The sequence below is a fragment of the Streptomyces sp. NBC_01260 genome (assembly GCF_036226405.1).
Classification (GTDB): Bacteria; Actinomycetota; Actinomycetes; order Streptomycetales; family Streptomycetaceae; genus Streptomyces; species Streptomyces laculatispora.
Genome location: NZ_CP108464.1, coordinates 5508005 through 5520973 on the forward strand (window position 1 = coordinate 5508005; position 12969 = coordinate 5520973).

Sequence of the window (12969 nt, forward strand, 5' to 3'; positions counted from 1 at the left end):
TTTCTCTCCTCTAGTAGATCTTGAAGTGCTCAAGCACGGAGCCGTCGTAGGAGCCCGCGCTCTCTTTGCCCTTTACCAGAACATACTGCAGTTTTTTGTTTTCAAGGGCGTCGAATAGCTTCTCCGCGAGCTGTCTATCCTTTCCGCCTCGCTTCCACATCTCATGGAAAATTGTTTCCAGGTATGGTCTCGTTCCTTGCTTGACCATCATGTTTGCAGCTGGACCGGCACCGAGGCGAGGCGGGTTCAGATTCGCCTTCGGCCCTTTTTGCTCAACGACGAGATAACTGCCGTCATCGCCGATCTCATATAGGTCGTCAAGCATGTTGGCGCCGTTTGGCGTCCTGGGGAGATCAACGTATTTGGCTCCCGGGAAGATCTTGGGGATGGCGTGGAGCCTGGATGCCTCCTCGCCGAGCCTCTCCGAGTGCTTGCTGTTGTTGGGAATATCGGCCAATTGATCGCGGTAGGCGCCGGTCGCCGTGTCAAGATCAGAGTGGTTCTGGGGTGATGGGTCGTCTTTGAATGCTCTTTCCGCGTTGGAGAGATCCACGCTCACTCTGCTGTTCTTCGCTGCCTCGTCAAGCTGTGGGAGGTGGCTGGGGTCGGCGGAGTCCGGTTTGAGTGGTGTTCGGCTGTGCTTGATCTCCGAAGGGCCGTGCGGCAGGTCGTACTTGGCTACCCATGTGCCGTTTGCGTTCTTCTTGAGGATGGGCAGCTCAACGCCGTCGACCTTGACGTTCTTGTCCCAGCGATGGCCGTCGCCTCGGTAGTAAGCGTCGCGCCACACGTCGTTGTTGTTGGCCAACCACACATGCCTGTCTTGCAGCTTCTTGCGCTCGGCGGCGGTCAGTTCTCGTTCAGCGGCACTCCCACCGTTACCTGCGGCGGCGCCCTCGTCTGCCCGGTGCGACGGCGAGGCCGTCGCACCGTCGGCAGCGTCAGCGCCGGCCGTAGCGGCGCCTGCGTTATCGGGCACGTCGTGGCCGCCGGAGGCCCCGAGGTCGGGATGGCCCCCGCCGGGCCTTCCACCGTCGAGGTTGTTCGTTGGGTGGTGGCCGCCCGAGGCGCCCGCCCTGCCGCCGTCCAGGCTGTTGCTCGGCAGGTAGTCGCCGGCCGAGCCCCCCGGCAGGTTGTTCGCCGACCCGCCCGGTGTCCTGCCGGCACCGCTGGCGTCGTCGCCGGCCCGCCCCACGCCCCCCAGGTCGTCGCCCATCCGAATCGCCCCGCCGGTACTGCCGCCGACGGAGTGGGCGCCGACCAATACCGGCTGCTGGGCCGGAGTCAGGGCGGCCGGGGTCTCCGCGCCTGTGGCCACGTCTTCCGGCTTCGCGGCGCTGTGGTGTTGCTTGAGGGTGCCGTCCTCCTTCAGGACGTTGCCCGGGCGGTCCAGGTAGACCGTGTTGCCGTGCTCGTCCGTGCCCTTGAGCACGTTCTCGGGCAGGGCTGTCGTGCCCTCGGGAAGTTTGAGGGCGCCTTCCGGGATGCGGAGGGAGCCGGACGGGGGTGCCATGCCCTCGGGGAGGCGGACCACGCCGTCGCCCAGGTCGATCGCCCCGGCGGGGATTTCCGCGCCGTCGGGGAGCTTGAACGAGTTGCTCGGGACCTCGAACGCGCTGTCCGGGATCGCCGAGCCCTCCGGGAGGTGCAGGGTCCCGTCAGCGAGCTTGAACCCGCCCTCCGGCAGGGTGACTACGCCTTCCGGCAGGGGAGGGATCTCGGTGGTGCCCAGGCCCTTGAAGCCGGCCATCACGTCGCCGATCTTCGTCAGGCCCATGCTCGCGCCCTTGAAGACGTACGTCATCGGGTCGACGAACCGGCCCACCTTCCCCGCGGTGGACAGGGCCTTCGCGGCGAGGGCTGCCTTGCCGGCGCCGGAGGCCGCGCCGCCGGTGCCGCCGGTGAAGACCGTCGTGATCACGTTGAACGTCACCGCGCCCGCGGCGCGGGACGGGTTCTCGCCCCACTGGTCCCAGGCCAGCAGCGCCTTGCCGGTCTCCTTCATCGCCCTGCGGGAATCACGCAGGTAGGAGGGGAGCTTGTCCTCCGGGACGGCCCAGAGCAGGTTGCCCATCGGCAGGATGCTGATCGTGAGGCCCGTGGCGAGCTTGCCCAGCCCCGACCAGGCCTGCTTGGCCGAGTCCCATCCGTCCGTGCCGACCAGGGTGCCCAGGCCCTTGATCGTGCCCCAGACACCGTCAACGGCGAAGCCCTTGATGAAGTCCCAGGCGTGTTCGTGGAGCTGGTACCACGGCTTGGACTCCTCGACCGGGTCACCCCAGGGCAGGCCCTCGGCGTGCTTGAGGGCCTCGGCCTCGTAGCCGTACGTCCCCTTCTTGCCGGAGCCGTCGTCGATCTTCAGCGAGGAGCCGCCGACCAGGGCGACGATCTTGTCGTGACAGGCCCGCTCCACGGCCTGGAACGCCGTCCAGGCCTCGATGACCTCGTCGTGGCGGTGGTTGTTCTCGTCGACCAGGTCGCCGTCCTCGCGCCACTTGTCGTCGTCCCTGATCTGAACGACGAAAGCGTCGGCTTCGCGCTTGAGTTCCTTCAGCTTCTCGACCAGCGGATAGGCGTCGTCCGAGTACGTGCTCAGCGCACCCGTGATCGTGGTCAGGTCCGACTTCAGAGAGGTCCCGCGGTCCGCGACCGGCTTCGTCGTCGCGAACAACTGGTCGGCCTCGGGCGCCTTGTAGAAGGCCTGGAGGCCGCCGAAGCTGCTGTGCACGTCACCGGCGGCCGTCGCGATCGACTCCCCGCTCTTCGCCAGCGCGCCCACGCTGCGGTCCAGCAGGGCGAGGTTGCCGGTGAAGACCGGTATGCCCGACGGGTTGACCGCCTCGTTCTTGCTCACTTGCCCGCCCCCATGTCCTTCAGCAGCTCCAGGCGGACGGACTTGGCGGCGTCCTGGGCCTGCTTGGCCGCCTCCAGGTCGCCCTCCACGTACTCGTTCGTCGCTGTCGCCGCGCCCAGCACAGCGGCCTGGATACGCTCCGCCATCGACTTCAGCTGCGGCTTCCGCGCCGTCATGTACTCGCCCAGCGCGGCCGCGACGGGTCCCAGCGTGGGATGCGACAACGGTTCCGCCCCCACCGCCACCGGCCCGGCCACCGGCAGCGACGCCGCCGTGCCCGGTACCGCCGTACCCGCATGCGTCGCCGCCTCCGACATCGCGGTGACCATCGCGTTCAGCGCCTTCTCCAGGTCATCGGCGTGCGTGCCGACCACTTTCAGCCTGCCCTGCACACCCTGCGGCTTGATGTCCCACGCCGTCACTGAAAACACGCCCCCGTACCCGTACCCGTACCCGATGCCGAACCATCGCGCCCACCGGAAGAAGAAGGAACGATTTCTCCGGTGGGCGTCACAGCGAGACCGCTCAACCGATGTTGTCGACCGCGGCCTTGGCGCGCGCCAGCGTCTGCTGTGCGGTGCCGTCGTTCTTCTCCAGCGTCGAACGCAGCAGCTGGATGATGTTCTTGACCTCCTGCGAGGTCGTGTTCCACCGCAGTTCCTTGCCGTGGTACTCGTCCGCCACGCCGTCGGCCGCGAAGTCGCTCATCGCCGCCTTCACCTGCGTGTCCCGGGCCGTGATCACCATCTCCAGCTGGGCGATCACCACCTGGATGTTGCCCTGGACCTCGGTGGAGGCGCCCGTGTCGTACGCACGCCGGTCGGTGTCGCCCGCGTTTCCTGCCATCACCCGTCACTCCCCGTCAGAAATGCGAAAACCCGTCATACGAAAGCCCGGAATACGAGAACCTGCCGCCCGGCGGTCGGGCCGGCCGGTGTCAGCGGCCCGAGAACCGGGCCGCGTCGAAGTTGGCCGACGCCATCTGCGTCTTCGCGTTCTCGCCCTGCTCCTGGTCACCCGAGCCGAACGCCGCATCCATCCCGGACTGGCCGCCCAGGATTCCGGAGAGCGAGGCGTTCAACGCCGCGGTGATCTCGTCGGATCGGTTCTTGAAGTCGTCGAACGCGACCTTGCCCGAACCGTGGAACTTGCCCTCCAGTGGCTCCGCCGCGGCGATCAACTGCCGGATCAGCGTGCCCAGATCCGTACTGGAGCCCTGCGACTTCGACATCAGGGTCGAAAGGACCGAGGCCCCCATGTTGAACTTCATCAGCTTCCCCCGCCCACTCGAACGAACGCCTTATTGATCGAATACATGTCTATCAACTCACGCATCGCTACTGCAATCAGCAATCGGACAGATTGTCGTTGTTGCCAAGCCATGACATCGGGCGCGGTCACGGCGCCCCCTTGAGATGGCGCATCAGCCGCTCGAAGTCCTGCCAGCCCGACAGGTCCGACGGGTCGCCCGGCAGCGGGTAGTACAGCGCGGGGCGCGTTTTCGGGCCGAGGGGGAGGGGTGCCTCCGGCAGGGGCGTGCGGCGGGCGCGGTCGCCCGGCAGGGTGCGGACCTCCTCCGCGCCGAGCACGAAGGCCAGCGGAACGCCCGGTCCCTCGAAGTGCGCGGGTACCGCCATGTCACGTCGCGCTTTGCGAAGTTGTACGAGCATCGACTGGAGGGGGTGCCGGGTGGCGAGGGCCTCCGCGAGGGCCGGCAGGGCGTCGGTCGGAACCTCCTCGCCGCTTCCATAGCCGAGCGCCATCGTGACGTGCTCCTCGACGCCCGCCTCCGTGCGCGTGATGCGTACGGTGGCGAGGCCCGGCCGGTCCGGGCCGCCGACCACGACGAGCCACGTCGGTTCCGGCGCCCTGCGATGAGCCACGTCGGTCAACTGGCGCAGCGACCATGGCAGGTTGGCCGGTTCTGACGTACCCCAGCCGGCCGGGGACCTCCCCGTCAGCTGCCGCCACACCGTCTCCAGGCCGCCGCCCAGCACCAGCCGGTCGTCCGCCGGGTGGACCATGCGGAAGGTCAGGCCGAGCTGGCGCTCGCCCGTGTCCGCTACCTCCTGGTAGGCGGCCGCCACCTGCGTGTGCGGGTCCTCCTCCGAAGCGTCCGGGGAGGCCGGCGGGCTGAACGCGCCGTCCTGCCACCGCAGTACGGCGCCCGTGAGGCCGTCGTAGTACCCGTCCCGCTCGTCCTGGACGATCCAGCGCGACGGCCATCCGCCGAGGCTGTCGCGTACGGCGGGGGAGAGCGTGGTCCCCGCCGGGCTGACGATCTGGAGGCCGAGCCCCGCCTCGGCGGCCGCGCGGAAGGCGTCCGAGAGCCAGGCCGTCATCGCGACAACCGGGCGGTCCTGGATGACGACGGCGACCCTCTCGGTGAGCACGTCGACGGCGGGCTGCGCGGCGGCCGGTGCCGGGGCGACGCTCACCCCGTCCGACGGCACCACGGTGAGCGAGCCCGCTGCGTCCGGCGGCCAGGCCGAGCCGCCCACCAGTGCGGTGAGCCGGGTCGCGAACGTACCCGCGAGCTGTTCCGCCTCCGCGACCCCCGTGGTGGCGCGGGCCTCCGTCCACCAGTACGGCACGGGTGGAGGTGTCGCACCGAGCAGCCGCTCCGCCTCGCCCTCCACCGCGACCAGCAGCGGTGCTTCGACCGAGACGAGCGGGCGCCCCTGCGTGTCGCAGAGCTGCGCCACGGCGCCGTCGCCCCGCGCGCCCACCAGCTTGTCCGGGCCGCCGGAGAGCAGGCCCGCGAGCACGGTCCACGGGTCGGGCATGCGGGCGGTGAGCGCGATGACGTCCTTCGTCATGGAGTCGTCCGGCCCTTCGTCGTTCGGCAGCGGTCGTTACGGTGGTTCACCGGGTCGCTCACGGCGCGTACACCGTCTGGACCAGCCGGTTCGGGCGGCCCCGCTGGATGAACGTGCCGCGGCCCGGGGCCTGTTGCGAGGCGTACACCCCGGGGAACAGCTGGCCCTCGCTCCGGTCGCCGGTCATCACCAGGGCCGAGGCCCCCGACTCCCGCAGGCCCTGCACCAGCGGCTCGTACATGCCGCGCGACGCACCGGCCACCCGTCGTGTCAGCACGAAGTGGAGACCGATGTCGACCGCCGACGGGATGTACGGGAGGAACGCGGCCAGCGGCGACTGGCCCGCGGTCGTCAGGACGTCGTAGTCGTCGACCAGGACCACGATGCGCGGGCCCTTGCCCCAGCTGCCCGGCTCCAGGTCCTCCAGGCGCGCGTTCTCGTCGGGCAGCCGCTTCTCCAGCTCGGTGGCGATCCCGGCCGAAAGCCCGGCGCACAGCTTGGAGTTGTACGCGTAGCCCCCGTTGAACTCCTCCGGGACCACCCCGCGCAGCGAGCGCCTCGGGGCCATCACCGCGAACACCAGGTCGTCCTCGCCGTAGCGGTCGACGAGGCCGTGCGCGACCGTCCGCAGCAGGTTCGTCTTGCCGCACTCGCTGTCCCCCAGCACCAGCAGGTGCTGGTCGTGGCCGAACAGGTCGAGCAGGGCGGGCGCCAGCGCCGACTGGTCGAGGCCGAGCGGGACCCGATGCGGCTCGGTGACCGGACCCGGCAGCTGCTTCGGCTCCAGGACGTGGGGCAGCACCCGGACGGGCTGGGCGACATCACCGTGCCAGGTGGCGCGGACCGTCCGCGCGGCGCGCTCCAGGACCGCGCCGAGGTCCGCCGTGTCGGCCACCCCGTCCGTACGGGGAAGGGCGACCTGGGCGAAGAGCTTCCCGTCGGTGAGGATCCGGCCGGGCTCGTCGGGCGACAGGGTCGCGGCGAGCTTGCGGTCGACACTCGACTCGCTGGGATCGTTCAGCCGCAGTTCGACGCGGGTGCCGAAGTTGGACTGGATGGCGATGCGTACGTCGTTCCAGCGCAGCATGCCCGCGACGACGTGGATGCCGTACCCGCCGCCGCGCTTGAGGATGTCCGCGACCGCGTCGTCGAGGTCGTCGAAGTCGTCGCGCAGCGCGCCGAATCCGTCGATGACGAGCACGATCTCGGCGGACGCCAGCCGCGGCAGCCGACCCGCCGCGTGCAGGGTGCGCAGCTGCTCGACCGAGTCGATGCCGTGCTCGCGGAAGAGGTCCTCGCGCACGGCGAGCATGGCGCGGACCTCCTCGACGGTGCGGGCCGCGCGCTCCCGGTCGGCGCGGCCCGCGATGCCACCCACGTGCGGCAGCTCCGCCAGCGCCTGGAGGCCGCCGCCGACCAGGTCGAGTCCGTAGACGCCGACCTCCTGCGGGGTGTGGGTCAGCGCGAGGGAGAGGACGAGCGTGCGCAGGAGCGTCGTCTTGCCGGACTGCGGGCCGCCGATCACGGCCGCGTGGCCGCCGGCCACCGTCAGGTCCAGGAACCACTGTCCCTGCCACTGCTTGGCCGGGTCGTCCAGCAGGCCGAGCGGCACCCGGAGCGGACCCTGCTGCCGCGTACCGACCCGGCCGCCGCCCGTGCGGGCCCCGGCCAGGCGCATGCCGCGCGGGCCGACGTCCAGCGGGCCGGCGACCGCGTCCAGGGCGATCGCGGAGGGCAGCGGGGGCAGCCAGATGCTGCGTACACCGGGCGCGGCACCGGTCAACTGGGCGACCATGATGCCGAGTTCGGTCGGGCCGGTCTCGCGGCGGCGGGACGTGGGTTCCCGGTCCTGCTGCGTGCTGTCCGGTCCGGCCAGGGTGTTGAACGCCTCGTACTCCAGGGCGAGCGGCCCGGTCTCCTCCTCGTCGGCGCGCCGGGCGGGCCCTCGGTATCCGCCCGAGACGTAGCCCGCCTTGAACCGGGCGTAGTGGCTGGTGTCGACCTTGAGATAGCCGAAGCCGGGCAGCGGCGGCAGGTGGAAGGCGTCCGTGGTGTCCAGGACCGTGCGCGACTCGTCGGCGGAGAAGGTCCGCAGGCCGAGCCGGTAGGAGAGGTAGGTCTCCAGGCCCTTGAGCTTGCCGCCCTCGATGCGCTGGCTGGAGAGCAGCAGATGGACGCCGATGGAGCGTCCGATCCGGCCGATGGAGAGGAACAGGTCGATGAAGTCCGGCTTGGCGGTGAGCAGTTCGCCGAACTCGTCGATCACGACGAAGAGGTGGGGCAACAGGTCGAGGTCCGGCCGCCTCGAAGCGCGCAGGGCCGCGTAGTCCCCGATGTCGGCGACGTTGCCCGCGTCCTTCAGGGCCTGCTGGCGGCGCTTGACCTCACCCGCGAGCGAGGAGTGGACCCGCTCGACGAGGCCCGCCTGGTTCTCCAGGTTGGTGATGACGCCCGCGACATGGGGCAGGTCCGCGAACGGGGCGAAGGTGGCGCCGCCCTTGTAGTCGACCAGGACGAGCGCGAGGTCCTCGGGTGGATGGGTGGCCACCAGGCCGAGGACCAGGGTCCGCAGCAGCTCCGACTTCCCGGATCCGGTGGCGCCCACGCACAGCCCGTGCGGGCCCATGCCGAGCTCGGAGGACTCCTTGAGGTCCAGCAGCACCGGCTCGTGGGAGTCGCTGATGCCGATCGGGACGCGCAGGAAGGCGCGCTCCCCGCGCGGCGCCCACAGCCGGTCCAGGTCGAGCCGGGCCACGTCGTCGATGCCGAGCATCGTGGCGAACTCGACCGGACCGGACAGCGGGGCGTCCACCAGGGACTCGGCGGAGAGCCGCATCGGGGCGAGCATCCGGGCCAGGCCCTCGGCGAACGGCACACCGACCTCGTCCACCGTGCCGTGGGCCTGGACCGGCTCGGCCTCGCGCAGGTCCTCGATGGTCACGTCGGTGCCGTCGACGGTGATGCGTACGTTGACGTGTCCGGGTTCCTGCACCCGCTGTTCGAGCAGGTGCACCACGGTGACGCCCATCTCGCGCAGTCCGACGGCGTCGTCGGGGCGCGGCAGGTCGACGGCGTCCTCGCCGTGCCCGTCGGTGACCACGAGCAGCCGGGAGTTCATGGACAGCGCGTCCCGCCCGGCCAGTCCGCGGCGGACCTCGGCGGCGTAGGAGGCCCGGCGGCGCAGTTCCGCGTCGAGCCGTCGGGCCAGCTGGGGTGCGGACGGTGCGATGCGGCGGGCGGCGACCGGGCCGTCGAACTGCTCGGGATCGAGCAGGTGGGGCAGCCACTTGGCCCACTCCCAGTCCGCTATCCGGTCGCCCGGTGCGGCGACGGCGACGGCCACGTCGTCGGGCGCGTGCAGGGCCGCCGCCTGGACGAGCAGGGCGCGCACGAGGCGCAGGCCGTCCTCGCGGGGGCCGATGACGCTGACGTTGCCGACGCGGTCGAGGGGGACGGTCAGCGGCAGTTCGGTCCCGTTGCGGAAGCGGTTCACCACGGCCGAGGCCTCGTTGAGCATGAAGAGGTCGGGCGGCGTGAGGACGGACGAGCCCTGCTCGGCGATCTGCAGGTCCCGCACCGGCATCTCGCCGGTGCCGACCCGTACCCGCAGGAAGTCGTCGTCGACCCGTCGCCGCTCCCAGAGGCGGGCCGGGTCGCGCACGATGTCGTACAGGGAGTACGGCGACGGGTTCAGCACATCCGCCCGCCCCCGCCGTTCGCGCTCCTCGGCCGACAACTCCTCGCGCAGGTCCTCCACATAGGCGAGGTAGGCCTCGCGCTGCGTACGGCGCGTGCGCTGGGCCTTGCCGCGCTGCGAGAGGAGCAGGGCCGCGGAGCCGATGACAGTGACCACGAGGATGATCGCGCCGAGTCCGGCGAACTGGCTGTTGCGGACGACCGTCATCATCACGACGGACGACATGACCCCGGCTACCGGCAGCAGCGACATCGCGATGTTGCCCGCCTTGCCCTCGGGCAGGTTGGGCGGCGCCTCGATGGTGCGGGGCGCGGTCACGGCCGGCGGGCGGGTGGTCCGGGCGGGGCGGTGGATCAGGCGGGTACTCATCGGCTCCGTCCGGAGTTCACGGCCGGTTCGTGGTGCGTGCGTGGGCTCGGGGGTGTCATCGGCCTCGGTATCGGCGGTGGTGCCGGTGTCGCTCGGGGACTCGGGGACGGCTTCATCGCGGTCACCGGCGCTTCTGGGAGAGCTCGAACACCTCGGCCGCCAGCCGGGTTGCGGCCAGCCGCGTCGGCCGGGCGAGCAGTTCGGTGCGCAGGGCCCCGCCCGCCGCCAGATGCCGGTCGTAGGGCAGGACGTGGACGCTCGCACCGGTGGACCGGAGCCGGTCCGCGGCCGCCTCCACGTCGATGCCGGGCCGTGCCACCGTGCTGGACAGGACGACCACGGTCCCGGCGATCACATGACGGGGCAGCCCCTGCAGCCACTGCAGCACCGCGTACGTGCTCGTGACGCCGTCCAGCGTGGCGGGGGCGGCCAGCACACGGGCCTGGGAGGCCGTGAGGGCGACCCGGGCGACCTCGGCGGGAAGCGTCTCGCAGTCGACCACGGTCACGCTGAAGTAGCGGCGCAGTGCCACCATGACCCGTTCGTACGTAGCGGTGTCCAGCATCGCCCCGATCCGGCCCTGGCTGCCGGGCAGCAGCCAGGCGTTTTCGGGGAGCTGGACGAGATAGCCGGTGACGTCGAGCAGCGACATCTGCGGCTCCACGATGTCCGCGAGATCGGCCGTGGTCCACCGCAGCGTCTCGGCACCGAGCCGCAACGGCAGCGAGCCGAGGGCCGGATCGGCCTCGACGAGGAGGACCGGGTCCTGGCGGTAGTGCGCGTACGCCGTGCCGAGCAGCGCGGCGACGGTCGTCTTGCCCGCGCCGCCCCGGATGGACGTGACGGCGATCTGCCGACCGGTCGTCACCGGCCGCTGAAGCACCTCGGCGGTACGGGTGATCTCGGCGACCTCGCGCGCGGCAGAGGAGGAAACGATTCGGCGCAGGGCGCGCGAGGCCCGTACGGCGAGCGACTCACCCTGCTGCGGCCGCCGCGCCGTGCCGGCCAGCTCCCGGTCCACCACCGCCCGCGAGTCCGGTGCGCCGGGGGGCCGGGCGCCCTGCGCCGCGTAGGGGGCGCTCTCCGTGTAGGCGGGGGTGCGCGGCACCTGCGCCGGCGCAGGTGCCTGGGCCTGGATCTGGGCCTGGACCGGCGCCGGTGCCGTCCGTTCGCCGGTGTCCGTCGTGCCCGGCCTGCCTGTCGTGCCCGTTGTGCCCTGCGGGGCGGCGGTGCCGCTCAGGTCGCGCAGCACATCGCTCTGCCAGTTGTCCGCGTTCGGCATGTCTGTCCTTCATCTCCGCTTCGATGCCCCGCCCGGAGCGCCCGCGCATGTGGTGTCAGTCGTCAGAACTTGTTGAGCAGCTGCCCGTACATGCCGAACACGCCGACGGTGAGCGGGAAGAGCCCCACCACGCCGATGGACTCGACGAGGTCGGCGGTGCGCCGCAGCCGGACCCGTACGTGCTCCGGCGGCTCCACCGCCAGCGCGAGCAGGGGCAGCAGCGCCGCCGCGCACAGCACGGCGATGGGCCCGGCGCCCCCGGCGTGATCCATCCAGAGCATCACCAGACGGACGACGAGGACCGCGGCGGCCGCGAAGAGCGCCACCACCTCGGCCACCAGCGGGAAAGCCCGGGCCCGGGACAGGAGCACCACCGCGACGAGCGAGGGCAGCAGCACGGTCCACACGGTCGGCCGGCCGGCCAGGGTGAGGAGCCAGCCTGCGGCGGCCGCCGACACCGAGGTGGCGAGGGTCGCGAGGGCGAGCCCGCGATGCGTGGCGGCCAGCGCGTTGCCGACATCGTGACGGCTGACGGACACCCCGCCCGAGCGCCGGTCGTCGAGCGCGGTGAGCCCCGAAGCCATCAGGGCGATCCGGGGCAGCAGGCCGAGCAGCACCACGGAGACCACGGCCATCACGGCACCGAGCCGGGCGACGTCCGACGTGACGGCGGCGACGGCCTCCCAGACCACGGTCAGGGAGGCCGTCGCCATGGCGCCGATGAGGCCGCCCCGGCCCAGCGGTGAGAAGAAGCCGAGCAGCGCCAGCGACAGGGTCACCGCGCCCGCCACGGCGGCCAGCCGGAGCGCCCCGGACCAGTTGTACGCGTCGGCGGCCGTCCAGGCCGTGAGGATCCCGAGCACGCTGGAGGCGAGCAACAGCGCGGTCGCCAGACCGCGGTTGCCCCGCCCGAGCCGGGCGACGAGCGCACCGGCCACCAGGAGGACGACGGTGACGGCCGCCAGGGCGCCCGCCAGCGCGGTGAGCGGGAACTCGCTGCGGGCGAGCAGCGCGGCGATCACCGCGAAGGCCACCGTCGTCGCCCCCGCAGCGGCCCGCCGTGCGGCCGGACGCCAGCGCCAGGCCTGCATGTCGAGGTTGTCGGCCACCTGATCCGTGACGTCGTGGACCACCGGTGCGGGCGGCGCGGCGTGGGTCCGGACGAGCCGCAGCATGGCGCCGTCGCCGATCCCGGCCGACGCCAGGGTGCTGTCGTGCGGAAGGGCCGAGCCGTCCGCGGTGAGCAACTGCCGGGTCAACGGCCGCGATGCGGCCCGGTCGTCCAGCAACTGCAGGAGGTCCGGAAGGAGTTGACCGACAGGAGTGTCGGAGGGCAGCACGATGTCGGCCCGACGCCGCTCACCCACCAGGGTCACCCGGCTCATTTCCGCCCGGGAAGTCATTGCTGTACTCACCACTTACGAAAACCTATCATCGCGATTTCCTGGAATTTCGGTCCAATTGGGCAAAGCGAACCAAGCGAATAAAGTGGTCCGCGGACCCGTGGAATCCTGTGTCGGTGAATCCCGGCGCAAGCACGAGCGCTGCCTACGGCTGCGCCGGCTTCGTCGAACCGGCCGGGGCCGAGGGCGTGGGCTGCTCGTACTGCTGCGCCTGCCGCTGCTGTTTCTCCTGCTCGGCCTTCTGCTTGTCCAGGGTGTGCTGGAGGAACGACCACCCCACGCACCCCGCGCACAGCACCGCCGTGATCGCGATCCCCGCGAACACCTTCCCGAGGCGTTCGTCCGCCGTCCGCCGCGCGCGCTGGGCGCCGAACAGGAGCGCGTCCCGCATCCGGCGTCGGCGTACCCCCACCGATTCCAGCAGTTGGCTGTCGTAATCCCGTGCCATTCGGCCCCCCTTTGCCACTGCAATATGTCATGTGCCGACGGGCGGGACACATCAGGGTGGCCGGAACGGGCCCTCCGTACGCCTGGTGCGTGCGGGA

Annotated in this window: 9 protein-coding genes; all 9 read right to left on the reverse strand. The window is 71.1% G+C overall.

All coding sequences use genetic code 11. The annotated features are described in order from the left end of the window. Positions 1-10: 10 nt before the first annotated feature. Positions 11-2854, reverse strand: a complete 2844-nt coding sequence (locus tag OG322_RS24505; RefSeq protein ID WP_329306925.1) for a hypothetical protein — start codon at positions 2852-2854, stop codon at positions 11-13. Beyond that, positions 2851-3276, reverse strand: a complete 426-nt coding sequence (locus OG322_RS24510; RefSeq protein WP_123471230.1) for a DUF6507 family protein — start codon at positions 3274-3276, stop codon at positions 2851-2853. Before OG322_RS24510 ends, OG322_RS24505 begins: the two co-directional genes overlap by 4 nt. Before the next feature lie 103 nt (positions 3277-3379). Continuing rightward, positions 3380-3700, reverse strand: coding sequence for a pore-forming ESAT-6 family protein (locus tag OG322_RS24515; protein WP_123471229.1), 321 nt, complete (start codon positions 3698-3700; stop codon positions 3380-3382). Between the two features lie 91 nt (positions 3701-3791). Next, on the reverse strand, positions 3792-4124 hold the full coding sequence (locus OG322_RS24520) for a hypothetical protein (RefSeq protein ID WP_123471228.1): 333 nt from the start codon (positions 4122-4124) through the stop codon (positions 3792-3794). A gap of 127 nt (positions 4125-4251) precedes the next feature. Beyond that, on the reverse strand, positions 4252-5673 hold the full coding sequence (locus tag OG322_RS24525) for a DUF6177 family protein (RefSeq protein ID WP_329306926.1): 1422 nt from the start codon (positions 5671-5673) through the stop codon (positions 4252-4254). A gap of 58 nt (positions 5674-5731) precedes the next feature. After that, positions 5732-9739 carry a type VII secretion protein EccCa gene (eccCa, locus tag OG322_RS24530; RefSeq protein WP_329306927.1) on the reverse strand — a complete coding sequence of 1336 codons (4008 nt, stop codon included), beginning with the start codon at positions 9737-9739 and terminating at the stop codon, positions 5732-5734. A 121-nt stretch (positions 9740-9860) separates the two neighbouring features. Further along, on the reverse strand, positions 9861-11021 hold the full coding sequence (locus tag OG322_RS24535; protein ID WP_329306928.1) for a MinD/ParA family ATP-binding protein: 1161 nt from the start codon (positions 11019-11021) through the stop codon (positions 9861-9863). A 62-nt stretch (positions 11022-11083) separates the two neighbouring features. Continuing rightward, the gene (eccD, locus tag OG322_RS24540; RefSeq protein WP_329306929.1) at positions 11084-12424 is read right to left on the reverse strand and encodes a type VII secretion integral membrane protein EccD; all 1341 of its coding nucleotides are present in this window, start codon (positions 12422-12424) and stop codon (positions 11084-11086) included. A 145-nt stretch (positions 12425-12569) separates the two neighbouring features. Then, positions 12570-12872, reverse strand: a complete 303-nt coding sequence (locus OG322_RS24545) for a hypothetical protein (protein ID WP_123471223.1) — start codon at positions 12870-12872, stop codon at positions 12570-12572. Between the last annotated feature and the right edge of the window lie 97 nt (positions 12873-12969).